The sequence below is a fragment of the Brevibacillus fluminis genome, from assembly GCF_003710825.1.
GTDB classification, from domain to species: Bacteria; Bacillota; Bacilli; order Brevibacillales; family Brevibacillaceae; genus Brevibacillus_D; species Brevibacillus_D fluminis.
Map to the genome: position 1 here is coordinate 24,816 of NZ_RHHQ01000020.1, position 23,060 is coordinate 47,875.

Sequence of the window (23,060 nt, forward strand, 5' to 3'; positions counted from 1 at the left end):
GATTATTGCGGCTGCAAGTATTTCACACCGCCAATTCGTCCTTCCAGCAGCAGCTCTTCCGGTAATATCGCCCGGATCACCAGCTGTTCCCCGTATACGATCAACTGTCCATTTGTTAAAAGCAAGCGGAGTTCACTCTCGGTAAAATGGAGCACCCCACGATGGTTTTCGATATACATTTGCAATTGGCCAATCATGGTGATTCTCGGGACTTCTAATACCACATCCTGCGGTATATCCAGCACCCCTACTGCCAAATGGCGAAGTCGGCGGCCCCAACGCTTCATGGGTAAGCCCCCTTTCTCTTTTATAAACCTATGAGCAAGGGAATGAATTCATGCCGTTTCTTGCAATTAGAAAAACCTGGCTGCGCCAAACTTTTTGATGCAGCCAGGTTGCACTTATACAAAAAAGGAGCACATCTGTGCTCCTTTCGGTTTTTTGCTATTTGCTTTTATGGATCCCGCGCATGGGCCGATAAGGGGATCTGGACCGTGGCTCGGAAAAAATAATCGCCCATTTCATCCCTTCGCGGAGCTTTTCTTTGGCAACCGCATGCTGTGGTTCAACCGGCACATGGGTCTCGATCGGGGCAGCATCTTGGTAGATCGGCACCAAAATTCCCGGTGGCGTGGCGGACTCGCCTTGCTCCACGTGCGTCAAGGTCGCTTTCGGGATCGGCTTCCACTCGTCATCCCTGTTCTCAAGCGTTTCTCCCGTCTCGTCCGGCATCGGCTGCGCGTCCTGCTGCTGGGATGCTGCAGGTCTTTGACCGACTGTCATCCGTCTATTTTCCCCACCGGATGTCGTAGGCGTGAGCGGCGGCAATTGGCTGCGCTTCGCTTCCTTTGCGCTCTTCTTTTTATCGAGGCCGAGCATTCGGTAGATCACATAGCCAAGTACAACAAACCAGTACTTACCAGCCAGAGCGAGCAGTGCAAAAAACAGATCCAGCAGGCCGTCCATGGTCCTCCCTCCTATTTCTGCTCGCCTTCGATGTCCTTATGTTTATTATCCGTAGTGCTGCCAAACGACTCGCGCATCGTAGTATCTGCCACGAGATTTTGCAGATTGTAATAATCCATAACGCCGAGCTTTCCGGAACGCAGCGCTTCTGAGAGCGCAAGCGGTACTTCCGCCTCGGATTCCACGACTTTTGCCTTCATTTCCTGTACGCGCGCTTTCATTTCCTGTTCGGTCGCCACCGCCATCGCGCGGCGTTCTTCCGCTTTCGCCTGAGCGATCCGCTTGTCTGCCTCCGCTTGATCCGTCTGCAGCTGTGCACCGATGTTTTTCCCTACATCCACGTCCGCGATATCGATCGAGAGGATTTCAAACGCCGTGCCAGCATCCAACCCTTTGTTCAAAACGGTTTGCGAGATGCGGTCCGGATTTTCCAGGACGTCCTTGTGCATTTCGGAGCTACCGATGGTTGTGACAATTCCTTCACCGACGCGGGCAATAATGGTTTCCTCGCCAGCACCCCCGACCAACCGGTCAATGTTTGCACGTACCGTAACTTTCGCTTTGGCACGCACTTCGATACCGTTTTTCGCCATTGCAGCAACAACAGGCGTTTCAATTACTTTCGGATTAACGCTCATTTGCACGGCTTGTAGCACGTCGCGTCCCGCTAGGTCAATAGCAGCCGCCCGTTCGAAGCCGAGCGGGATGTCAGCGCGTTGCGCGGCTACAAGTGCGTCCACAACGCGGTCAACGTTACCACCGGACAGGTAGTGGCTCTCCAGTTGGTTCGTATCCAGCTCCAGGCCCGCTTTGCGCGCCTTGATCAGCGGATTGACGATACGAGCCGGATAAACACGGCGCAACCGCATTGCGACCAGAGTGATGATGCCGATTCGCACGCCTGACGCCAATGCTGAAATCCACAGCATAACAGGTACGAATGAAAAGAAGACTGACAAAACGATCAACGCTACCACAATCATTAAAATAAGTGGCAGTAAACCCGATTCCAACATTCATCTCACCTACACTTTTTTTATTTACTGTTCTTGTTCCTGCACGACAATGCGCGTTCCTTCAACCTGGATGACACAGATTGGCGTGCCCGCTTTGATGAAGCCGCCTACGCTTACTGCATCAATCCGCTTTCCGTCGATACGAATCATGCCCGACGGATGCATCGGTGTGATTGCAATCCCTTCTTTGCCGATCAGGGAACTCTGGTCACGCGGTGCGACATAGCCGCTCTCTTTGCTTTGCTCGGTCTTCAGGATGAACTTGCTCCACATTCCGCGCACGCCCAAATATTTGACGAGAACGACGATGACGACCGCTGTAATCAGCGCAGCGATTCCCAGGGAGGCTAATCCTTGCTCAGTATCATAGGCAGCGAGCACAAGGCCGCTCACCATACTGATTACGCCCAGCGTGCCGACGATGCCGCCCGGCAGGAATATCTCCATGATAAGCATCAGTACACCGATTACAAACAGCGCGATGTGGATGCCGCTCGCAAAGCCAGCGATCACATGCCCAAAAAAGTAAAGGGCAAAGGCACAGATCCCTATTGTACCAGCAATACCGAATCCTGGCACGATCAATTCGATCGCCAAGCCGACAAGGCCGATGACGAGCAAAAGACTCATGACATAAGGACTCGTGACGATTCGCGCCACTTTTTCACCCAGCGTCGGCGTAATATCAGTCACCTGATCCTGGCTGACGCCTAACGCCTGAAAAAGCGCTGCTTCGTTTGCAACCAGACGATCCGCATAGCCTACTTGCTTGGCATGCTGCGCTTCAAGCGAAAGAACAGTGCCCTTTGGCTTGATGCCCGGAAACTCCGTCTCTACCTCCACCATCGCCCGGGCGATATCCGGATTACGGTGGTTCAGCTTGGCTGCCGCCTCCATTTTTTCCGACCATGCTGAGATGGTCTTGATGTCAGCAGTGTTGCCCGCTCGATCGATTGGCGCCGCCGCTCCGATGCTTGCTCCCGGCGTCATGACGATTTCATTGGCGTTGAGCGCGATGTAGGTTCCTGCCGAGAAAGCCTGGTTATCGATAAACGCGATGACATGCATCGGGGCTTGGCGGACCAGCGCTCCGATTTGGTCGGCGGCATTTACCTCGCCGCCCGGCGTATTGATGTCCAAAATGACCAAATCGGCACCTTGTTTCTCAGCCGTAGCGAATGCGCGTTCCAGAAAGCTTTCCAAGCCGCGCTCTATTCCTTGGTCTACCGGTATGCGGACTACTTTCTTATATTCCGCAGCATACCCGGCCTGGGAATAGGCTAACCCGACGAATAGTAGGGCGACGAGCGACAGCCAACCGATCAGCCTGCTGCGGCGAGCGGTTCGCTTCGTATCATACACTTCGTTTCCCTCCTCGCTTTACGTGTCGTATCTTCTGTATGAATTACGGCAGAAATGTGGAAAAGTTTCAAGTTTCTTTTCGCCCTATGGAAAAACCCAGCCTCATCAGAGACTGGGTCTTGGTTCGTATCTATACTTACGATGGTAGAAGCTCGGAAACAACTTTTTGCACGAGGTTGCCATCGGCTTTACCTTTGACTTTCGGCATCATTGCTCCCATCACTTTGCCCATCTCTTTTTTCGAGGAGGCTCCGACTTGCGAAATTACTTCGGTTGCAATCTGACGGATTTCATCTTCGCTCAATTGAGCAGGCATGTAAGAAGTCAACACAATGATTTCTTCACGGATTTTCTCCGCCAAATCTTCACGACCGGCCTTCTCAAACTCTTGGAGGGATTCACGGCGTTGCTTTAACTCACGGGTCAAGATGGAAAGCTCTTCATCTTCGGACAAAAGGCTGCCTTTGTTTATCTCTTCGTTCTTAATAGCGGCCTTCACCATGCGGATAACGGAGAGTTTAATTGCTGCTTTGTCCTTCATCGCTTGCTTTAAATCTTGATTGAGTCGCTCCATTACACTCATGATTCGCCCTCCGAAAATTAGAACTTGCGCTTACGAGCCGCTTCGGATTTTTTCTTACGCTTAATGCTAGGCTTTTCAAAGTGGCGGCGTTTGCGAAGCTCAGCCATCACACCAGCCTTTGCACTTTCACGCTTAAAACGGCGTAGTGCGCTTTCCAAGGACTCGTTTTTACGAACGCGAATTTCTGCCATCTGTCTTCCCTCCCTCCGCTTGAAACCGTGGGACAACTGTATAAGCACAGACTGTCAAATTACATTATAGGACAGATACCCACCTTTGGTCAACCTACAATGCGAAGGTTTATCCCAAAAATTTGCCAGAATGCACCAAAACCCCTGTTATCCCGTACATAGCTCTTGGTGATTCACCATACATTTACTGTGTTGACGATGATTTTATAACCAATGCTTGCTATGCTCACCTTAGCATGATAGCATGGCTTCGATACTTTTGGGAAGAAGGAGAGCGAACAATGAATCCGATTACCATTCAACAGGTGGCGAAAATGGCAGGTGGCCTGCTCTTGAGCGGGGATCCGGCGCTTGCGGTCAACCACTTTCATTTCGACAGTCGCGAGCTTGCAAGCGGCGGTGTGTTCATTGCGATCAAAGGTGATCGGGACGGACACGACTTCCTTGGAGCCGCCATTGCCCAAGGCGCTTGTGCCGCGATCATTTCCGATCAAGAGAAGCTACCCCACAATCTGCCAGATGGCTTTGCCTTGGTTCTGGTCAACGACACCCTGCGCGCCTATCAAAAAGTGGCCGAGGCCTATCGCAACACGTTTGACATCCCGTTTGTGGCCGTCACCGGCAGCGTCGGAAAAACATCGACAAAAGATGTCATCGGGCATTTGCTGGCAAGCAAACTGACCATTTACAAAACGTATAAAAATTTGAACAATCATCTCGGTGTGCCTTTTTCCTTGCTGCAGCTTGAGAACGAGCATCAGGCAGCCGTTATGGAGCTTGGGATGAACCACGCTGGCGAAATCGATCTGCTCGCTTCCATCGTACGTCCGCAATACAGCGTGATCACGAATATCGGTGAGGCACATCTTGAATATTTCGGCACCAAGGAAAAGGTGGCGTTGGCGAAGGCGGAGCTGTTGCCGCACACCGATCCGAACGGGGTCGTATTCCTGAACGGTGACAATGAGTATTTGCGTCGCGTCAGCCATCTGTACGACGGAAGCATTATGTACTACTCGGTGGAAGGCACCGCAGACATTTGGGCAGAAGACATTACCAGCACGCAAGAAGGTACGCACTTTACATACGTATCGACCGATGGCGTGCGCTTTACTGTGTCCGTGCCGTTGTTCGGGAAGCATAACGTCTCCAATTGCTTGCCAGCAATTGCGATCGCCCTCCGATTCGGCCTTACCAAAGAAGAGATTCAGGCCGCTCTGGCGTCTGTAAGCCTCTCTGCCATGCGTTTCGAGATTATCAAGTCACCTACTGGCGCCATCTTCATTAACGACGCTTACAACGCAAACCCTACCTCCATGCGAGTTGCAATCGAAACATTTGCAGGCATTTTCCCAGACAAGAAGCGTATCTTGGTCCTCGGAAACATGCTTGAGCTGGGGCCTGACAGCGATGCGATGCATACAGGTATCGGTGAGCTTTTGAATGTCTACCGCGACCGTTTCGCACTTGTCATCACGATTGGTACAGAAGCCCTCCACATTCATAATGCGTATGCGGGAGAAAAGCAGCATTTCGCGACGAAACAAGATTCCGCTCCGCTTTTGTCATCACTTGCGGTAAACGGCAACGCAATTTTGTTCAAAGCATCTCGTAATACTTTGTTGAAAGATTTCCCTGCGGAATTGTCAGCAGCCCTGTAATTATTCATTGATACGTAAAAACCCGAGGCAACTGACCGTGCCTCGGGTTTTTTGTCTCTTTCGCTGCTATTCCAGCTCTTCAGCGGCGACGATGTTTTTCTCTTTTTCGCGGTGACGCTCCAACGCCAGCGTAACCAAGCGGTCAATCAGCTCGCTGTACTCAATGCCAGCCGCTTGGAACAGCATCGGATACATGCTGAACGGAGTGAAGCCTGGCATTGTATTGATTTCGTTAATATACAGCTCATCGCTTTCTTCATCCCAGAAAAAGTCGACGCGCGACAAGCCGGAGCCGTCGATCGCCACAAACGCCTGCTTCGCGGTCTCAGCAATTCGCTCGGACACGGAATCCGGGATCTGGGCCGGGATCTGTAATTCGGTTCCCGCGCCTTTATATTTCGCTTCATAGTCGTAAAATTCCTTCGCTGGAATCACTTCGCCCACGACCGATGTGATCAGCTCGTCATTCCCCAAAACACCGATTTCGACTTCACGTCCCTTTGCGAACGCCTCCACAACGAGACGTCGGTCGAACTTGGCAGCAAGTGCAAGTGCTTCGTGCAGTTCCTCGCGATTTTTCGCTTTGCTGATCCCGACAGACGAACCCATGTTTGCCGGTTTCACAAAACATGGATAGCCCAGCTCCTGCTCGATTTGCACGACGACCTGCTCCTCTTCCCGTTCCAAGCGGGAGCGAAGTACGCCGATGAATGCAACCTGTTTGAGCCCTGCTTGCGCGAATACGTTTTTCATCATCCATTTATCCATGCCGACTGCCGATGCCATCACGCCTGTGCCGACGTATGGCAGACCTGCAAGCTCCAGCAAGCCTTGGATCGTCCCGTCCTCGCCATTCGGTCCATGAATGACCGGAAAAATGACATCCACCTTTCCGCCCAGATTCAGAAGTGACGATTGCTTCGTCTCCACCTTTTGCACTCCGGTTTCCGCCGCGTCAGCTGCAGCTTCTCCCGGCTGCAAGCGAAGCCGCTCGACACTTTCGATCCGCTCGGCAATCGGACTGCCCTGCACCCAACCGCCATCAAGCGTCACATAAACCGGTGTTAGCTCGTATTTATTTGGATCGACCGCCTTCATAATGGAATGTGCCGTCCGGAGGGAGACTTCATGCTCCGATGATTTGCCTCCGTATATGATGCCCAGTCGAATTTTGTTCCCCATGTTCCAATCCCTCTCTTTACTACCGTCAGTACAATCTTGATCTCTTTGTCATGGTATGCCAGGCGGACGATAGGTGCGCCTATCTGTTGTCTGTCATTTTTTCTTTCCAAGCATACACTCTCTCCCCAGCCAATTCAAGAGCCCAAGCAGTTCACTACTTTTGGCCCAGCCACATAAAGTAACAATAACAATTTGACCAGTCGAGGCCACTTACTTAGGAGGAAGCAGGGATGAGAGATTATCTGCTTTTTTGTACGTACTGTTCGAATTATACGCTCTTGCACGAGTTCGAAAAGGAAACGGGCAACTTTCTAGGCGAGTACTCCCTTTTGTTCAACGACTATACACACAACAGCATTGTGCTGAACAAGTTTTTACTCGCGCATTTGGGGCATACCTTGCGTGTCATCCCCTCTCAAACGGATGAGTACCGCACCATCATCTGCACGGCGGCACATTTCTTAGAGGATGATATCGATAAATACGTGGAGGAAAGCAGGGCGCAGAAGGAATTCAACGAACGAGACCGTAGGAAGCAGCGTGAAATCGGGCGCGTTCAGGTGCACATCATCGACCATTTGCTCCGCTATGAGCTGGAGCAGATCAGCTCAATGAAGGGAGCGACACCCGCGGAATCGCAGGTTCTCTTAGGAAAAGAGCTGGCGATGAAGAAAGCGCTGGAGGTCGTTGAGCGTGTCCTGCGCGACAAACAATTTGCATAGCACAAAAACCCGACCGCTCTTTATCAGAGCATGGTCGGGTTTGTTGTTTTCCTTCGTGGTTCGCTTACACGTTCACGAAGTCTTTTTCTTTTTTGAATGGGCGATCTTCTTTTTTGCGCTTGCCGCGAAGTTCATCATAGAAGCCGCGTTTGCCAGCGCTTGGTTTGCCGCCACTAGGCTTGCTACCATAGCCGCCTGGTCTGCCGCCTGTACCTGGTTTACCGCCGCGGAAATCGTCGCGACGACGGTTGCCTTGGTACGAGCCTTGGCTACCACCACCGCCGAATTTCGGCTTTTTGCTGCGCAGAGGCGCTTCTGGCGTAAGCTCGATATTTACATTATTGGTTTCGCGCGTCAACAGCTTCAGCGCCGCCGCGATCAAACGATTGGAATCATGCTCATCCAACAGTTCATTTGCCATGGTGATGTACGTATCCAATTCGTTGGATTCGATTGTATCCACGATTTTTTCAACGGCATTTTGCATTTGTTTGTTGACTGCATCAGCGAATGTCGGCATTTGCCGCTTGGCGATTTTAAATTTGCTGATACGCTCAATGAAATGCAGATGCTCGGTTTCGCGCGGTGTGACGAATGTCGTCGCAGTACCTTCGCGACCCGCACGCCCGGTACGGCCGACACGGTGGGTGTAGCTTTCTGGATCTTGCGGAATGTCGAAGTTGTAGACGTGAGTCACGTTGGAAACGTCGATTCCGCGTGCAGCTACGTCAGTCGCAACCAAAAGCTCGATTTGGCCTTCGCGGAATTTGCGCATAACTTGGTCGCGCTGATTTTGCGACAGGTCGCCATGCAGCCCTTCAGCCATATAGCCGCGTTTCTGCAAAGCGCCAGCCAGCTCATCGACGCGTCGCTTCGTGCGTCCGAAAACGATTGCCAGGTCAGGACCGTCAATATCGATCATGCGGCACAGGGCGTCAAATTTTTGACGCTCCGACACTTCACAGTAGAACTGTGCGATCGACGGTGCCTTCACCACTTTTGGGATGACCGAAATGTGCTCTGGATTGTTCAGGAACTGGTCTGCCAGCTTACGAATTGGCGCAGGCATGGTAGCAGAGAACAGCATGGTTTGTCTCTCAGTCGGTACTTGAGACAAGATTTTTTGGATTTCCTCGAGGAAGCCCATGTTCAGCATTTCGTCCGCTTCGTCCAATACGACGGTTTCCACGTCACCCAGACGAACAGTATGCCGCTCCAGATGGTCAATCAGCCGTCCTGGTGTCGCGATGATCAGATGTGGACGGTTTTTCAGCGCACGGATTTGGCGCCCGATGTCCTGCCCGCCGTAGATGGGCAAAATCTTAACGCGTTTATGCGCTCCGATTTTGGACAATTCTTCCGCCACCTGGATCGCCAGCTCGCGTGTAGGTGCGAGAACGAGACCTTGCACCTTATCATTGTCTATATCTACTTTTTCGAGAAGCGGGATACCGAATGCCGCCGTCTTACCAGTTCCGGTTTGAGCCTGGCCGATCAAATCGCGGCCGGTCAGTGCCAGTGGAATTACCTGGGCTTGGATCGGCGTAGCTTCTTCGAATCCCATCTCGGAAATGGCACGAGTTAAAGAATGGTGTAACTCAAATTCTTGAAAGGTTTTCACGTTAAAATTGCTCCTTTTACCGCCAAGTGTCACAGAATATCAATACTACCAGAAAAACTTCAGAAAAGAAAGCTATTTGCGGGGGCGAACTTCAAAAATTGCAAATTTCAGGTAGTGGCCCTCTTCTTGCCCTGTAATTTGCGGATGATCTTTGCCTGCTCCACGCCAATCAACCAAGCGCAAAATTTTCTTCGCGTCGTACGCAGCCTCCTGGATTGTCTCCAGAAACAGCTCCTCCGACATGTGGTACGAGCAAGAAGCGGTGACCAAATAGCCGCCTGGACGGACAAGCTTCATGCCGTGCAGGTTGATGTCTTTGTAACCACGGGTTGCACCCTTTACAGCCGAGCGGGATTTTGCAAAGGCAGGTGGATCCAGAATCACTACATCCCACGATTTTTCAGCCTCCACCGATTCACGCAAATAATCGAACGCGTTCGCAACGACAAAATCGACGCGATGCAAAAATCCGTTCATCGTGATGTTTCGGCGGGCTGTCTCTATAGCATGCTCAGAAATGTCCAAAGCAGTCACTTTTTTTGCCCCGTGTTTGCAAGCATTCAATGTGAAGGATCCGGTATGGGTAAAGCACTCCAATACTTCAGCGCCGTCCCAAAAAGGATTTTTCATCACTTTGCCTCTTTTGTCAACCGGTACCAAAGCACCATTTTCGCCCTGCGGCTGCATCGTTATTCCATGTGAAGCACCCCAGCCTTTCATTAAGGGAGCGATCGACGCACGGTTCTCGCGTTGGTCATAGAAGAATCCGGTTTTTTGCCCCTCAACGATATCAACGACATAGGACAGCTCATTTTCCTGAATCGTGATCTCACGCGGGCATTCCCCGTACAAGACTTCTTTGGCTTGCGTGAGGCCTTCCAGCTCGCGTACCGGAACGTCATTGCGCAGATAGATGCCTTTTGGCTCAAACACCTGTACCAGCGCATCGCGAATAAAGTCGCGGCGCACTTCCATGCCGAGCGACAAAATTTGCACAACCAAAATATCGTTGTAGCGGTCGACGATTAGGCCAGGCAAAAAGTCGCCCTCGCCGTATACGACGCGGCACGCTTCCGGATTGCTGACAAAACGCGTGCGATAGGCGGCTGCCCGGGAGATGCGCCGGATGAAAAAATCGAGATCGATCTCTTCTTTCGGATCGTAGCTCATCACCCGCACCATCAGCTGCGAGCTCGGATTGATGTAGCCTTTTGCCAGGAAGTGCCCCTGATGGTTGACGACCTCCACGATGTCACCCGGCTCATACTCGCCTACGACTTCCTGAATTTCCGATTGATAAATCCACGGATGCCCGTTTTCCAATCGTTTTTTACGGTTTTTCACCATGAATACCTTTGCCATTTTGCTTACGCCTCCTTGTCATGCCTGTCTTAGTCCAAGCATAACGTTTTACTATCGACCAAATGTGAGGAGGAATGGACGTACCATGTCGCCATTCTATAACATAGCCGTTCCTTTTGCCCTCGGCCTTACCTTTTTTCTGCTGGGTATGTACGCGATGCGCATCGGCTTCCAAAACCTCGCCGGCGACCGGATGAAAGCGTTGATGATGCGCTTTACCCGCACACCGGTGCACAGTTTCTTCTCTGGGCTGATTTCCACGTTCGTGCTGCAAAGCTCCGGTGCTGTCACCGTGCTTACAATCGGCTTGACACAAGCGGGAATCATTCGGTTCGCCCAGACGATCGGCATTATTTTGGGAGCCAATATCGGCTCCACCATCACGACGCAGCTGATTGCGCTTCGCTTAGAAAAGCTGGCTGTGCCGATGCTGTTGATCGGCGTGATCTTTTGGCTGCAATCCCGCAAGCTGTACCGCTGCATCGGGCTGATCATCGCTGGTTTCGGGTTGATTTTTCTCGGGATCGACACAATGCAGGTCATGGCCCGCCCGTTGGAGGAATCTCAGACGTTTCGCGGCCTCTTTTTGGAGAGCAGCCATTCTATCTGGATCGGCCTGATCACCGGCACACTTTTCTCCGGATTGATCCAGAGTGGATCTGCGACGATCGCCATCACGATGAACCTTTTGGCCCATGGCGTGATGAACATGGACACCGCACTCGCAGTCGTGCTCGGCGCCAACGTCGGAACCTGCTTTACCGCCCTCATCGCCAGTATTGGCACAAATCGCGCTTCTCAACAAGTCGCCTGGTTCCATACGCTGTTCAACTTGGCCGGCGCGATCTCTTTCATTCCGTTGTTAGGTAGTTTGGCCAGCATCACCGCTACGCTTACGGACGATCCGTCTCAACAGATCGCACATGCCCAATCGATTTTCAATGTGGCTTGCTCCGTCATTGCGCTGCCGTTCGTGTCGATTCTGGCCAAATGGATGGACTGGATCATCCCAAATGGAAAGGAACCAAATAAAGTGATGTAATGATCCCCGCCATAATCATCGCAAGCGTGGACGCCGCCACTTTTTGCTGCTCCTCCTGTGGAAAGCCTGCGGTTCCGATCGCATGTGCGGTCGTGCCGACAGCGATGCCGGCCGCCCACGGATCGTTAATGCGGGCAATTTTCAACAGGCTGCGCGCCATGCTTGCTCCGACCAAACCGGTTCCTGCCGTGAACAAGGCCGCCAGTGACGGATTGCCGCCAACCACCTTAGCCAATTCAACAGAAATTGGAGTCGTGACCGATTTGGACAGCATGCTGTGGAGTACGACAGGATCGCCTCCAAACAAGCTGACAAGCGCCCACACGATTGCAATGGATGTGCCGCAGCCGATCCCGACGCCAAGCAAGATGCCCGGCCATAACGTTTTCAGCTCTTTTAACTGTTTGGCAAGCGGCACGGCGAGAGCCACCGTTGCCGGGCCGAGCCAGACGGTAATCCATTGTCCGCCAGCAGCATAAGCGGCCCAATCGCCGCTTGTCACATACCAGATCACCCCGATTACCACGGATGCTGCGATAATCGGGTGAACCCACTTCAACCGATGGGAAAAGCGGCGTACCGCTGCATACACGATCAATGTAAGAATAATGGCTGCTGCGCTAAGCATTGCGGCGCACCTCTCCCTCTTCTGACACGATTGAATGTTGGCTCTCTTTTGCTTTTTTGCGGCGCATGTATTGTTCCATAATCGTCCCAGAGACAAGCATCACCACTGCCGTACCGATCGTCAAGGCCAAAAGAATGGGCCACGGATTCTCTTCAATCATATGGAATTGCTGGCTCACGCCGACCATGATTGGTACGAAAAACAAGAGCATATGCTTCATCAAAAACGACGCTGCTTTTTCGACAAGATCAAGCTTGATCCAGCCAAACGCTAAAAAGACGACAAGAAAGAGCATTCCAAGCAGATTGCCCGGAAATGGAATGTGCAGCCACTGGTTGCAAACAACCCCAAGGCCCCAAAACGCAAAGATAATAACCCATCCCCACATCTCTTCCGATTCCCCTTTCCTGCAAGTCGATCGCATAAGAAAAACTTCTTTTAGAAGTCCTTTCAAGAAGCAGATCCTTCGATCTGTGGAAGCTTTTACCGATGCCTATGCTGGAAGTGACGCTGAGGTACTCCGTCTTCCGCTCCAGATTTTATAAGCGCAAGCACTTATACATTCTTATACGATTAGAAAACCTGGATACGCCGATCTTTTTGGCGTAGCCGCGGTTGCACTTACAAAAACGAAAAACCCGACCATTTTGGTCGAGTTCTATCGCCTAGTAGCCGCTTTCTGTAGCTTCTTCTCTCGAAACGATCGAAACGCCCGCACTAGCCCTAATCCGGATCGCACCCGCTTTCACCAACGCAAGCGATGTGGCGTCTGCGCACAGTTTGCCAAACATGACTGCCGTCGCTTCCTGTTTGTGAAGCATATGGTAGATGGATTTGTTCAGCTTCATGCCTACACCTCGATCCCGAAATGGTGAAGCGCCAGTTTCATCACTTGATCATTGTTCGAATAACCTTGTGTCACCTGATCGTGCCAAGCATCAGCAGGGCTGCGCCAGTGAACCGCATTGATCTCCTCGATTTGGGCAGCAAGCTTACCTGACAACGCCTCGATGAGATAGTAGTGCACTTCTTTGTCGACCAGTTCCCCGGTCTTCGCGTGCTTGTATTGATAGTGGACAGTATATAGCGGCTTGATAATCTGACCCCTAACACCCGTTTCTTCCAAGACTTCACGCAGCGCATTCTCTTCAAGCGTTTCGCCCGGTTCCTGCTTTCCTTTGGCCAGCGTCCGCTTGCCATATCGATCTTCAATCAGAAGAAACTGCAATTCGCCGTTTTCTTCCTTGTAGACAACTCCACCTGCCGAAATTTCGATCATACCGCTTTGTCCTTTACCAGGACCGCAGCATCGTCGAGTACGCGTACAAACGTGCCTTGGCAGTATTCAGAGCCCACTTCATCAAGGCGAACTTTGCACACTTTCCCGATCATGTCTTCCGTTCCCGGGAAGACGATGTTGAGATAGTTGTCGGAGTAACCCATCAGCATGCCGCTTTCGGGATCCTCTTTATACAAACGTTCTGGAATGACTTCCAGCACATCGCCGACGAATTGCTTGCCGTAATTGATCGTCAATTCCTCGTTGTTCAACTCGATCAGCTTCGCAACGCGCTCACGCTTGATCTCATCTGGAACCTGATCCTCCATCCGTGCGGCAGGCGTACCTGTGCGCATCGAATACGGGAAAACATGCAATTCCGCGAAGCCGATTTCCTTGATAAAGTTGTAGCCAGTTACGAATTGCTCTTCCGTCTCGCCAGGGAAACCGACGATCACATCCGTAGTCAGCGCAACGCCCGGCAGCGCTTTGCGGACTTTCTCCATCTTCTCTCTGAACTCGGCGGTCGTATATTTGCGGCGCATCCGTTTCAGCACATCGTCATCGCCCGCTTGCAGCGGAACGTGCAGATGGCGGCAAATCAGGTCGGAGCCGTCGATGACGGAAATCACCTCATCCGTGATTTGGCTTGCCTCGATGGAGCTGATGCGAATCCGTTTCAAGCCTTCCACCTGATGCAGATCAACCAGCAATTTCGCCAGGTTGTAGTCTTCCAAATCTTCGCCATAGCCGCCTGTATGAATGCCGGTCAGCACGATCTCTAGGTAGCCAGCCGCCACGAGGTTGCGCGCTTGCTCTACAACGCTCTCCGGTTTGCGGGAACGCATCAGACCGCGCGCCCAAGGGATGATGCAGAAGGTGCAGAAGTTGTTGCAGCCTTCCTGGATTTTCAGGGAAGCACGAGTGCGGTCCGTAAATGCCGGCACGTCAAGCTCCTCAAAATCGCGGGCTTTCATGATATTGCCCACCGCATTGATCGGCGTACGCTCCGCTTTAATCTGCTCTACATAGTCGAGCAGCTTGTCTCTTCCTTGCGTACCGAGCACGATATCGACGCCCGGAATATCAGCTATCTCTTTCGGTGACGTCTGCGCATAGCACCCTGTAACGGCGATGATTGCCTCCGGGTTACGACGAATGGCACGGCGAATTACTTGCCGGCTCTTTTTGTCCCCCGTATTGGTGACCGTGCATGTGTTGATAACATAGACATCTGCCGTATCTTCTTCAAAATCTACGCGCTGGTAGCCGTTTTTTTCAAAAAGCTGCCAGATCGCTTCTGTTTCATAGCTGTTCACTTTACAGCCGAGTGTATGAAAAGCAACGGTAGACATTGCTGATCCTCCTTCCAACCTAGTTACATCTCAAACTGGTACGAGACAGCAGACAATACGTACTGGCTGGCTGTCTCCGTTCGCAAAATACGAGGCCCGCATGTGACAGAACGGATACCTGCCGCCTGTGCCCGACTCACCTCATCTTCACTAAAGCCGCCTTCTGGGCCTATCAGCACTAATAGGGAATCTCCCGGAGTAAGGCCGGTAAGCACGCCGCGCAAGCCGTTCTCCTCTTCCTTTTCATAGGCGATGACAGCAGCGCTATAATTCTTCGATGCTTTTAGCAGCGCTTCAAAACTGACCGGTGCGTAAATCTCGGGCAAAACCGCACGGTGCGACTGCTCCGCGGCTTCCTTTGCGATTTTTTGCCACCGCTCCAGCTTCTTCGCTTCTTTTTTGGCATCCAGCTTCACGATCGTACGCTCCGATGAAAAAGGAAAAAAGGCGAACGCGCCCAATTCCGTTCCCTTTTGCAAGATCCATTCCATTTTGTCGCCTTTTGGCAAGCCTTGCGCGATTGTCACGCGCACTGGCAGTTCACTCTCACTTGCAAGCGGCTCGACGATGTCAGCGACCACCCGCTTCGGTTCAATGACGGCCAGGCGAGCCAATGCAGCTTTGCCTGCACCATCGCTTACGATAATTTCCTCACCAACGGCTGATCGCATCACATTAACGATATGATGAACATCGTCTCCGGTGATTTCCACCTGAGTAAGAGACCACTGGCTCGGATCAATAAAATATCTTTGCATAGGGATTGACCTCAATATTTTAACGTTTTTTTGCCACAATTGCTACCCAGTCGTCGATGTAAACTGTTTCTAAGATCGTAAGCCCGCTTTGCTCCAAGCCCGCAACGACATCCGCTTCACGTGCTTTGATGATGCCGGACGCAATGAAGGTTCCGTCAGGTAGGAGCAATCTGGCCACATCATCGGTAAAGCGCAGGATCACTTCCGCCAAAATGTTAGCGACAATCACTTCCACCTGTTCTTCGATGCCATCCAGCAGGTTGTTTTGTTTCACGTTGATTTTATCTGCAACCTTGTTGATCTTGATGTTCGCTTCTGCGGAGCGGACAGCGACTTCATCGAGATCCATTGCCAAAATGTGGTCAGCGCCGAGTTTGGCAGCCGCAATGGACAAAATCGCCGTTCCTGTTCCTACATCGTACACGCGGTCGCCCGGCTGCAAGTATTTTTCGATCGAACGAATGCACAATACGGTTGTCGGATGGGTCCCTGTGCCGAAAGCCATACCTGGGTCCATCTCGATCACCAGCTCATCGGCACTCTTCGGCTGATATTCTTCCCAGACCGGACTGATGGTGATCCGCTCGGAAATGGTGACGGGCTTGTAATACTTTTTCCAAGCGGTCGCCCACTCATCTTCATGCACTTCCGTCACGGTGATGGTGCCACTGCCGAGGTCAAGCCCATAGAGCAAAAGCTCGTTTAGCTGCCCTTTGATCTCCTCTACCGTCTCTCCCAAATAGCTGTTGACCGGCAGATACGCTTTGACCAGCACGCCTTCTTTCGGAAAATCATCCGGGGAGAGCTGATAAATCTCGCCAAATGGTGTATCCCATTCACGGTAGAGCACTTCCGGATCTTCAATGACAACTCCGTTCGCTCCTGCTTCATGCAAAATGTTCGAGACGGCTTCCACTGCCTCAGCCGTTGTATGGATACTGATTTCTGACCACTTCATCGCTTCTCCCCGTTTCTTAAACCCTATCGCCATATGACGATAGGGTTGCAAAAGTAAAATTATTCTCCACGGAATGCCCGTTTCATTCGCTCAAAAAAGCTCTCATCCGATGCGTGCGTTTCCACAACCGCACCTTCGTTCATCTCAAACAGTTCCATGACTAATTCTTTTTGACGATCCGTCAGTTTCTTCGGCGTCACGATGCGCACTTTCACATGCTGGTCACCCCGGCCGCTTCCACGCAGGAACGGCACGCCTTTTCCACGGAGACGGAAAAACGTCTCGGTCTGCGTACCAGCTGGAACCTTCAATTTCACACGGCCATCGACCGTAGGCACTTCAATTTCTGCACCCAAAGCCGCTTGCCCAAAGGAGATCGGCACTTCGCAATATATGTCGTTGCCTTCACGTTCGAAGAAATCGTGGTTTTTGACGCGCAGCACCACATACAAATCGCCTGCTGGCCCGCCATTAAAGCCAGGTTCCCCTTCGCCGGTTACGCGCAGCTGTGCTCCGTCATCCACACCGGCAGGAATGTTGAGATGGATTTTGCGGCGCACTTTAACGCGGCCAGCGCCGCGGCACGTTCCGCATTTTTCCTTGTACACTTTTCCTTTTCCTTCGCACGTTTGGCAAACGCGACGGTTGACGATTTTGCCGAATGGCGTATTCGCCTGCACTTCCTGCTGTCCGGAACCGTTACACGTTTTGCACGTTTCCACGTCAGCACCAGGCTTGCCGCCTGTACCGTGGCACGTGTCGCATTCCGCTTCCTTCGGAATTTCCACGTCCGCTTCCTTGCCGAACACGGCTTCCGTGAATTCGATGGACATGCTGTATTGCAAATCAGAACCTTTGCGCGGTGCATTCGGATTGCTGCGCCGTCCGCCGCCACCACCGCCGAAAAACATGTCGAAAATGTCGCCAAAACCACCCATTCCAGAGCTGTCAAAGCCACCGAATCCACCTTGGCCAAACCCTTGATTCGGGTCTTGGTGACCAAATCGATCGTACTGAGAACGCTTCTGGGTATCCGACAGAACATCGTAGGCTTCTTTTACTTCTTTAAATTTCTCTTCTGCGTTCGCTTCTTTATTTACATCGGGGTGGTACTGTCTCGCCAGCTTGCGGTACGCTTTTTTGACATCTTCCGCGTCCGCGTCTTTCGCCACTCCGAGCACTTCATAATAATCGCGTTTCATGCAACAAATCACTCCCGTGTCGAAAACAGTCAAATGTTATCATAGCACGCAATCATCAAAGCTTCAATGAACGCGTGTATGGTTATGGAGAAAACCCGGTCAAAGTGCCTGCTTCAGGATGCAGACAGGAAAAAAGTCAAAGCCAAGGTAGCTTGACTTTGACTTTTTTCCATATGTCTAACCTTATTTTTTATCGTCTACAACTTCGTAGTCCGCATCGACCACATTGTCTTTTTTGCTGTCGGATGCGTCAGCGCCGCCTTGCGCGTTTTGCGCTTGCTGCTGTGCTTGAGCCGCTTGCTCATACAGCTTCACAGACAGCTGCTGCACGATTTCGGACAGTTCGTCTTTCGCTGCTTTGATCTCGTCAAAGTTGCCACCAGCCAGTGCTGTTTTCACTTTTTCCTTGGCTGCATTCGCTTTGTCGATCTCCGCTTGATCCACTTTGCCTTCCAGATCTTTCATGGTTTTTTCAGTCGTGAACACCAGTTGATCTGCTTCGTTGCGCACTTCCACTTCTTCTTTGCGCTTTTTGTCCGCTTCCGCGTTGAGTTCTGCGTCTTTTACCATGCGCTCGATATCGGCATCGTTTAAGCCGGAGTTGGAAGTGATCGTGATGCGTTGCTCACGTCCGGTTCCCAGATCTTTCGCACGCACGTTTACGATACCGTTCGCATCGATGTCGAAAGCAACTTCGATTTGCGGAATGCCGCGCGGTGCTGGCGGGAGTTCGTTGAGGGTGAAGCGGCCCAATGTTTTGTTGTCCGCTGCCATTTGGCGCTCCCCTTGCAGCACGTGGATCTCAACGGATGGCTGGTTGTCAGCCGCAGTAGAGAACACTTGCGATTTGCTTGTTGGGATCGTGGTGTTGCGGTCGATCAGCTTGGTAAATACGCCGCCCAATGTTTCGATACCCAAGGAAAGCGGTGTTACGTCGAGCAGTACCACGTCTTTTACATCACCGGTCAAAACGCCCGCTTGAACAGCAGCACCAAGTGCAACTACTTCATCTGGGTTAACGCCTTTGTGCGGTTCTTTGCCTGTCAGCTTTTTGATCGCTTCTTGTACAGCCGGGATACGAGTGGAACCACCGACCAGAATGACGCGATGCAGTTCGCTTGGGGAGATGCCAGCGTCTTGCAGCGCTTGGCGAGTTGGGCCCAATGTGCGCTCAACCAGATGAGCAGACAGCTCTTCGAATTTGGCACGAGTCATGTTCAGCTCCAAGTGCTTTGGACCGGTTGCATCTGCCGTGATGAATGGCAGGGAAATGGTTGTAGTCAACACGCCGGACAAGTCTTTTTTCGCTTTTTCCGCTGCGTCTTTCAAACGTTGCATCGCCATGCGGTCTTTAGAAAGGTCAATGCCGTTGTCTTTTTTGAACTCGGCTACCAAATAATCGATAACCACTTGGTCAAAGTCATCGCCGCCCAGCTTGTTGTCGCCGGAAGTCGCTTTTACTTCGAAGAAGCCTTCGGAAAGTTCGAGGATGGATACGTCGAACGTACCGCCGCCCAAGTCATAAACAAGTACAGTTTGGTCTTCTGTTTTCTCCATACCGTAAGCGAGTGCAGCTGCTGTCGGCTCGTTGACGATACGCAGAACTTCCAGACCCGCGATTTTACCTGCGTCTTTTGTTGCTTGACGCTGGCTGTCATTGAAATAAGCAGGAACGGTGATAACCGCTTGGGTCACCGGTTGGCCCAAATACGCTTCTGCGTCAGCTTTGAGTTTTTGCAAAATCATTGCGGATACTTCTTGCGGTGTGTATTCTTTGCCTTCCAGCGTTTCTTTATGGTTTGTCCCCATCCAGCGCTTGATGGAGATAACAGTGTTGTCAGGGTTGGTGATTGCTTGACGCTTCGCCGCTTCACCGACGATGCGCTCGCCATTTTTGAATGCCACAACAGATGGTGTAGTGCGATTGCCTTCCGGATTGGCAATAACGACTGGCTCTCCGCCTTCCATTACCGCAACACAAGAGTTAGTTGTACCTAAGTCAATACCGATTACGCGACTCATGAAAAAAAACCTCCTTGAATGATCACAGAAAAGTGTAGTTAATTGTTGTTGTTCTTATCCGTTTACTTTTACCATCGCCGGGCGCACGGTCCGGTCTTTGAATTGGTAGCCTTTTTGCAGTTCTTCCACAACGGTTCCCGGCTCATACGCCGAGTCTTCCACCTGCATGACCGCCTGATGAATATGAGGGTCAAACGGCTTCCCTACCGATTCAATCGCTTGCAGGCCTTCTTTCTCAAACACTTGCACCATTTGACGGTACACCATATTGATGCCTTGCAGCAAAGAGTCGACCGTCAGGTTTTCCTTATCGACGGACATAGCGCGTTCGAAATTGTCGATCGCAGGAAGCAGTGCTTCCACTACCGGCAAAGCTGCATACTTCTGCATATCCTCCTGCTCTTTGCGGAAACGGCGGCGCATGTTTTCCATATCGGCCATGGCCCGCAGCAGACGGTCGTTGGTTTCCTCCGCCTCTTTTTTCCAGCGCTCCGCTTCCTCTCCCAAATTTACAGCATCTGCAGGCTGTTCAACCTGCTCCTGTGCGTCTTCGGGAAATTCCGCTTGGTTTTGCTGGTCCACAGCTGTTTTTTCGTCGCTCACCTTGATACCCTCCTGGTTCGAAAACCGGACTGCCCTGCGGTTGTTGGCAGAGCTATCGGTTTTCTTATACTGGACAAGAAAGTTGACGGATTCCTGTCTGTACGAAATAAGTCTTCTAGGTACTGGCTCTTGCGAAGGAAGAACCGGTCTTGCTTATGTGCTTACTTGGAATCGAACTGTTTGGCGAGCAAGCGCGACAGTCCGTGCCCGATGTAGTTCAATGCGGAAATCACCTTGTTGTAATCCATGCGGGTCGGCCCAAGAATACCTACTTTCCCTACCGGCTTGCCGTCGAGATAATAGGATGTTGTGATTATCGAGCAATCTTTCACGGCATTCACTTGGTTCTCCTGTCCAATGCGAATCTGCATGCCGTCCTGGGGCATGCCAAACAAGTTAACTAGCTGGTCGCTCTGCTCAAGAAGCTCCAATATATCCTTTACCTTTTCTACGTCGCGAAACTCCGGTTGGTTCATAATTTTGGTTGTGCCGTGCAGGATAAAACGATCGGAGACATCCTCCTCGAATGTTCCCTCGATCATGTGCAGCATCTGTTCGTAGTGCTCCATATGACGCTTCATCTCGTCGGCAATCTCCTGGTACAACCGTTGTCGCAGCTGCCATACCGGCACATCCTGCAAGCGGTGGTTCAATAAATTAACCAGCTTCTCCACTTCCGAGGCGGGTACGCCCGCAGGGATATCGATCAGCTTGTTTTCCACCCGACCTGTGTGCGTCACCACAATCGCTACCGCTTGTTGTTCCGAGAGCGGCACGATCTGGATATGTTTCAACCGGTGCTCAAACATCTCCGGTCCCAAGACAATCGAGGTGTAGTTGGTCATTTGCGACAGCATTGCCGCTGTGTAATCAAAAACTTGCTCGTACTGCATGATGCGCTCAGCGAATACCTGCTTAAAGTTTCCCATTTCCTCTTCATTAAAACCTTGTGGTTGAAGGAGATGGTCCACATAAAAACGGTAGCCTAGCGTAGAAGGAATGCGTCCCGCCGATGTATGCGGCTGTTCAAGATAGCCCAGCTCTTCGAGGTCGGCCATCTCGTTGCGAATCGTAGCGGAACTAAATCCAACATCATCGCGCTTCGATATGGTTCGGGAGCCGACAGGTTCTGCGGAACGAATGTAATTGTCGATAATCGCACTCAAAATCAAACGTTGTCGTTCTGATAACATAACGGTCGCCTCCCTTTGGCAAACGATGCAAGATCGTTTTGTTAGCACTCAGCGCGATTGAGTGCTAAATATAGTATTAACTTATCAAGTGAACGATCATTTGTCAACGCCTCTTGGACGCTTCCTTGGGAAACTTTGTGGGCAAAAACGACGTAATGGGCCGTTTCTACTTGTCTATACCAAGGAATTTGGCAAAAACCTCGTTGCCAAGCGGAAGTGCCTGCTGAGTCAACCGTAAATAGCCTTCGCTTTCCTCCAGCATCCCTTTGGCCTTCTCAGCCTCGATCACCGCACCGAATTTTTGCGTCATTGACTCGCCGAATCTACGCTCGAATTGTGCGATGTCGACTCCTCTACGAAGGCGCAGCCCCAAAATCATCTGCTCCTCCATCTGTTCCACGCGCGTAACCGCAAAGTGCTCCACGCGTGGCAACCCGTCTTTGGCCATCTGCATGTACATGGCAAGCGGTCCTGCATTCACATGACGCTGCCCGTTCACATATCCATGTGCGCCAGCTCCCAAACCGTAGTAGGCTTCATTGCGCCAATACGTCTGGTTGTGCCGGCTTTCAAAGCCCGGCTTGGCAAAATTGCTAATTTCATACATCCGATAGCCTTGCGTCTCCATCCGTTCGATCAAAAGCAGATACATGGCAAGCTCGGTCTCTTCTGTCGGCAATGGCAGCTGGTCCTTTTGATAGAGAGTATGGAACAGCGTGTTCTCCTCGACTTTCAAGCTGTAAGCGGAAAAATGCGTGGTCGGCAGCTCGAACGCCCGATCAAGTGAATCCGCGAACTTGTCCATCGTTTGGTCCGGCAAGCCGAACATTAAGTCGATGGAGAGATTTTCGAACCCTTCGAGGCGTGCATTCTCAATGCTTTTGCCGATCGCAGCCGAATCGTGGATGCGTCCGATCCGCTTCAATAGCTCATCATCGAACGATTGCGCCCCAAACGAAAGTCGGTTTACGCCGAAGCTGCGCATCACCTTGAGCTTTTCGCGGTCTGTCGTGCCCGGATTGGCTTCCATGGTAAATTCAAGATCGCTCTCGAGATATTGCCCCAGATTCTCTTGTACGGATTGGAGGAAAAAGCGCATCTGCTCGGCATCGAGAAACGTCGGTGTCCCACCGCCAACAAAGATCGTCTTGATTCGCTCCGGCGGTGTTTGGGCAAATGTCAGCTGCATTTCTTTTTTCAGCGCCTCCAAATAGTCCCAGACGAGCTGCGGGTTATTGGTGACAAACGAGTTGAAATCGCAATAAAAGCATTTATTTGTACAAAATGGAATGTGAATGTAAACCGATTGCGGGGTCACTGCTGCTCCCCTCCTGTCTGTTGATGATCATTCGTT

Annotated in this window: 24 protein-coding genes; 3 read left to right on the plus strand and 21 right to left on the minus strand. The window is 51.5% G+C overall.

The genetic code is table 11. The features are described from left to right. Positions 1–2: 2 nt before the first annotated feature. The 6 genes from yqfC to rpsU all read right to left on the minus strand — a co-directional run bounded on the left by yqfC (position 3) and on the right by rpsU (position 4,118). Positions 3–287 (minus strand): sporulation protein YqfC, encoded by a 285-nt coding sequence (gene yqfC, locus EDM56_RS23450; protein ID WP_122920364.1) that lies wholly within the window; start codon positions 285–287, stop codon positions 3–5. Between the two features lie 157 nt (positions 288–444). Then, on the minus strand, positions 445–966 hold the full coding sequence (locus EDM56_RS23455; protein ID WP_122920365.1) for a hypothetical protein: 522 nt from the start codon (positions 964–966) through the stop codon (positions 445–447). A gap of 11 nt (positions 967–977) precedes the next feature. Beyond that, a complete protein-coding gene (floA, locus tag EDM56_RS23460) occupies positions 978–1,982 on the minus strand; it encodes a flotillin-like protein FloA (protein ID WP_122920366.1) in 1,005 nt (334 codons plus the stop codon). A gap of 24 nt (positions 1,983–2,006) precedes the next feature. Continuing rightward, positions 2,007–3,344 carry an NfeD family protein gene (locus EDM56_RS23465; RefSeq protein WP_122920367.1) on the minus strand — a complete coding sequence of 446 codons (1,338 nt, stop codon included), beginning with the start codon at positions 3,342–3,344 and terminating at the stop codon, positions 2,007–2,009. A gap of 136 nt (positions 3,345–3,480) precedes the next feature. Beyond that, the gene (locus EDM56_RS23470) at positions 3,481–3,927 is read right to left on the minus strand and encodes a GatB/YqeY domain-containing protein (RefSeq protein WP_122920368.1); all 447 of its coding nucleotides are present in this window, start codon (positions 3,925–3,927) and stop codon (positions 3,481–3,483) included. 17 nt (positions 3,928–3,944) lie between these two features. Continuing rightward, positions 3,945–4,118 carry a 30S ribosomal protein S21 gene (rpsU, locus tag EDM56_RS23475; protein ID WP_122920369.1) on the minus strand — a complete coding sequence of 58 codons (174 nt, stop codon included), beginning with the start codon at positions 4,116–4,118 and terminating at the stop codon, positions 3,945–3,947. 281 nt (positions 4,119–4,399) lie between these two features. Between rpsU and EDM56_RS23480 the strand changes: the two genes are divergently transcribed. Beyond that, positions 4,400–5,779 carry a UDP-N-acetylmuramoyl-tripeptide--D-alanyl-D-alanine ligase gene (locus EDM56_RS23480; RefSeq protein WP_122920370.1) on the plus strand — a complete coding sequence of 460 codons (1,380 nt, stop codon included), beginning with the start codon at positions 4,400–4,402 and terminating at the stop codon, positions 5,777–5,779. A 66-nt stretch (positions 5,780–5,845) separates the two neighbouring features. On the opposite strand, the gene EDM56_RS23485 is transcribed toward EDM56_RS23480, so the two are convergent. Then, positions 5,846–6,961: a D-alanine--D-alanine ligase gene (locus EDM56_RS23485; RefSeq protein ID WP_122920371.1), complete on the minus strand. Its 1,116-nt coding sequence runs from the start codon at positions 6,959–6,961 to the stop codon at positions 5,846–5,848. Positions 6,962–7,191: 230 nt separating this feature from the next. Between EDM56_RS23485 and EDM56_RS23490 the strand changes: the two genes are divergently transcribed. Next, positions 7,192–7,683, plus strand: a complete 492-nt coding sequence (locus EDM56_RS23490; RefSeq protein WP_122920372.1) for a hypothetical protein — start codon at positions 7,192–7,194, stop codon at positions 7,681–7,683. A 64-nt stretch (positions 7,684–7,747) separates the two neighbouring features. Here the strand turns inward: EDM56_RS23490 and cshA are convergent, their stop codons facing one another. After that, on the minus strand, positions 7,748–9,304 hold the full coding sequence (cshA, locus tag EDM56_RS23495) for a degradosome RNA helicase CshA (protein ID WP_122920373.1): 1,557 nt from the start codon (positions 9,302–9,304) through the stop codon (positions 7,748–7,750). A gap of 72 nt (positions 9,305–9,376) precedes the next feature. Beyond that, on the minus strand, positions 9,377–10,666 hold the full coding sequence (locus tag EDM56_RS23500; protein ID WP_122920374.1) for a class I SAM-dependent rRNA methyltransferase: 1,290 nt from the start codon (positions 10,664–10,666) through the stop codon (positions 9,377–9,379). An 85-nt stretch (positions 10,667–10,751) separates the two neighbouring features. On the opposite strand from EDM56_RS23500, the gene EDM56_RS23505 reads away from it, so the two are divergent. After that, positions 10,752–11,708: a Na/Pi cotransporter family protein gene (locus EDM56_RS23505; protein ID WP_122920375.1), complete on the plus strand. Its 957-nt coding sequence runs from the start codon at positions 10,752–10,754 to the stop codon at positions 11,706–11,708. Here EDM56_RS23505 and EDM56_RS23510 read toward each other — a convergent pair. The 12 genes from EDM56_RS23510 to hemW all read right to left on the minus strand — a co-directional run bounded on the left by EDM56_RS23510 (position 11,671) and on the right by hemW (position 23,024). Continuing rightward, complete coding sequence (locus EDM56_RS23510) at positions 11,671–12,336, minus strand: LrgB family protein (RefSeq protein ID WP_122920376.1); 666 nt, start codon at positions 12,334–12,336, stop codon at positions 11,671–11,673. The two genes, EDM56_RS23505 and EDM56_RS23510, sit on opposite strands and share 38 nt — an antisense overlap. Continuing rightward, on the minus strand, positions 12,329–12,724 hold the full coding sequence (locus tag EDM56_RS23515; RefSeq protein ID WP_183192567.1) for a CidA/LrgA family protein: 396 nt from the start codon (positions 12,722–12,724) through the stop codon (positions 12,329–12,331). The genes EDM56_RS23510 and EDM56_RS23515 overlap by 8 nt, the downstream gene beginning before the upstream one ends. A gap of 277 nt (positions 12,725–13,001) precedes the next feature. Beyond that, entirely contained in the window at positions 13,002–13,184 is a 183-nt protein-coding gene (locus EDM56_RS23520) for a hypothetical protein (protein WP_122920378.1), read from the minus strand. Positions 13,185–13,186: 2 nt separating this feature from the next. Then, complete coding sequence (locus EDM56_RS23525) at positions 13,187–13,615, minus strand: NUDIX hydrolase (protein ID WP_122920379.1); 429 nt, start codon at positions 13,613–13,615, stop codon at positions 13,187–13,189. Next, positions 13,612–14,970, minus strand: a complete 1,359-nt coding sequence (gene mtaB, locus EDM56_RS23530) for a tRNA (N(6)-L-threonylcarbamoyladenosine(37)-C(2))-methylthiotransferase MtaB (RefSeq protein WP_122920380.1) — start codon at positions 14,968–14,970, stop codon at positions 13,612–13,614. Before mtaB ends, EDM56_RS23525 begins: the two co-directional genes overlap by 4 nt. Before the next feature lie 23 nt (positions 14,971–14,993). Then, on the minus strand, positions 14,994–15,728 hold the full coding sequence (locus EDM56_RS23535; RefSeq protein WP_122920381.1) for a 16S rRNA (uracil(1498)-N(3))-methyltransferase: 735 nt from the start codon (positions 15,726–15,728) through the stop codon (positions 14,994–14,996). Between the two features lie 19 nt (positions 15,729–15,747). After that, positions 15,748–16,686 carry a 50S ribosomal protein L11 methyltransferase gene (gene prmA / locus EDM56_RS23540; protein WP_122920382.1) on the minus strand — a complete coding sequence of 313 codons (939 nt, stop codon included), beginning with the start codon at positions 16,684–16,686 and terminating at the stop codon, positions 15,748–15,750. Between the two features lie 59 nt (positions 16,687–16,745). Next, a complete protein-coding gene (gene dnaJ / locus EDM56_RS23545; protein ID WP_122920383.1) occupies positions 16,746–17,888 on the minus strand; it encodes a molecular chaperone DnaJ in 1,143 nt (380 codons plus the stop codon). 183 nt (positions 17,889–18,071) lie between these two features. Further along, positions 18,072–19,910 carry a molecular chaperone DnaK gene (gene dnaK / locus EDM56_RS23550; RefSeq protein ID WP_122920384.1) on the minus strand — a complete coding sequence of 613 codons (1,839 nt, stop codon included), beginning with the start codon at positions 19,908–19,910 and terminating at the stop codon, positions 18,072–18,074. Between the two features lie 54 nt (positions 19,911–19,964). Beyond that, the gene (gene grpE, locus EDM56_RS23555) at positions 19,965–20,513 is read right to left on the minus strand and encodes a nucleotide exchange factor GrpE (RefSeq protein WP_246009505.1); all 549 of its coding nucleotides are present in this window, start codon (positions 20,511–20,513) and stop codon (positions 19,965–19,967) included. Positions 20,514–20,674: 161 nt separating this feature from the next. Beyond that, positions 20,675–21,706 carry a heat-inducible transcriptional repressor HrcA gene (hrcA, locus tag EDM56_RS23560; protein ID WP_122920386.1) on the minus strand — a complete coding sequence of 344 codons (1,032 nt, stop codon included), beginning with the start codon at positions 21,704–21,706 and terminating at the stop codon, positions 20,675–20,677. Positions 21,707–21,872: 166 nt separating this feature from the next. Beyond that, the gene (hemW, locus tag EDM56_RS23565; protein WP_122920387.1) at positions 21,873–23,024 is read right to left on the minus strand and encodes a radical SAM family heme chaperone HemW; all 1,152 of its coding nucleotides are present in this window, start codon (positions 23,022–23,024) and stop codon (positions 21,873–21,875) included. Positions 23,025–23,060: the final 36 nt, after the last annotated feature.

Bases quoted from the DNA above. Each gene is read 5' to 3' on its own strand.
- rpsU (WP_122920369.1), bottom strand. From the start codon at position 4,118: ATGGCAGAAATTCGCGTTCGTAAAAACGAGTCCTTGGAAAGCGCACTA.
- EDM56_RS23535 (WP_122920381.1), bottom strand. From the start codon at position 15,728: ATGCAAAGATATTTTATTGATCCGAGCCAGTGGTCTCTTACTCAGGTG.
- mtaB (WP_122920380.1), bottom strand. From the start codon at position 14,970: ATGTCTACCGTTGCTTTTCATACACTCGGCTGTAAAGTGAACAGCTAT.
- EDM56_RS23505 (WP_122920375.1), top strand. From the start codon at position 10,752: ATGTCGCCATTCTATAACATAGCCGTTCCTTTTGCCCTCGGCCTTACC.
- EDM56_RS23470 (WP_122920368.1), bottom strand. From the start codon at position 3,927: ATGAGTGTAATGGAGCGACTCAATCAAGATTTAAAGCAAGCGATGAAG.
- prmA (WP_122920382.1), bottom strand. From the start codon at position 16,686: ATGAAGTGGTCAGAAATCAGTATCCATACAACGGCTGAGGCAGTGGAA.
- yqfC (WP_122920364.1), bottom strand. From the start codon at position 287: ATGAAGCGTTGGGGCCGCCGACTTCGCCATTTGGCAGTAGGGGTGCTG.
- EDM56_RS23525 (WP_122920379.1), bottom strand. From the start codon at position 13,615: ATGATCGAAATTTCGGCAGGTGGAGTTGTCTACAAGGAAGAAAACGGC.
- dnaJ (WP_122920383.1), bottom strand. From the start codon at position 17,888: ATGAAACGCGATTATTATGAAGTGCTCGGAGTGGCGAAAGACGCGGAC.
- EDM56_RS23515 (WP_183192567.1), bottom strand. From the start codon at position 12,724: ATGTGGGGATGGGTTATTATCTTTGCGTTTTGGGGCCTTGGGGTTGTT.
- EDM56_RS23480 (WP_122920370.1), top strand. From the start codon at position 4,400: ATGAATCCGATTACCATTCAACAGGTGGCGAAAATGGCAGGTGGCCTG.
- EDM56_RS23485 (WP_122920371.1), bottom strand. From the start codon at position 6,961: ATGGGGAACAAAATTCGACTGGGCATCATATACGGAGGCAAATCATCG.
- EDM56_RS23455 (WP_122920365.1), bottom strand. From the start codon at position 966: ATGGACGGCCTGCTGGATCTGTTTTTTGCACTGCTCGCTCTGGCTGGT.
- dnaK (WP_122920384.1), bottom strand. From the start codon at position 19,910: ATGAGTCGCGTAATCGGTATTGACTTAGGTACAACTAACTCTTGTGTT.
- EDM56_RS23510 (WP_122920376.1), bottom strand. From the start codon at position 12,336: ATGCTTAGCGCAGCAGCCATTATTCTTACATTGATCGTGTATGCAGCG.
- floA (WP_122920366.1), bottom strand. From the start codon at position 1,982: ATGTTGGAATCGGGTTTACTGCCACTTATTTTAATGATTGTGGTAGCG.
- EDM56_RS23520 (WP_122920378.1), bottom strand. From the start codon at position 13,184: ATGAAGCTGAACAAATCCATCTACCATATGCTTCACAAACAGGAAGCG.
- EDM56_RS23490 (WP_122920372.1), top strand. From the start codon at position 7,192: ATGAGAGATTATCTGCTTTTTTGTACGTACTGTTCGAATTATACGCTC.
- EDM56_RS23500 (WP_122920374.1), bottom strand. From the start codon at position 10,666: ATGGCAAAGGTATTCATGGTGAAAAACCGTAAAAAACGATTGGAAAAC.
- hrcA (WP_122920386.1), bottom strand. From the start codon at position 21,706: ATGTTATCAGAACGACAACGTTTGATTTTGAGTGCGATTATCGACAAT.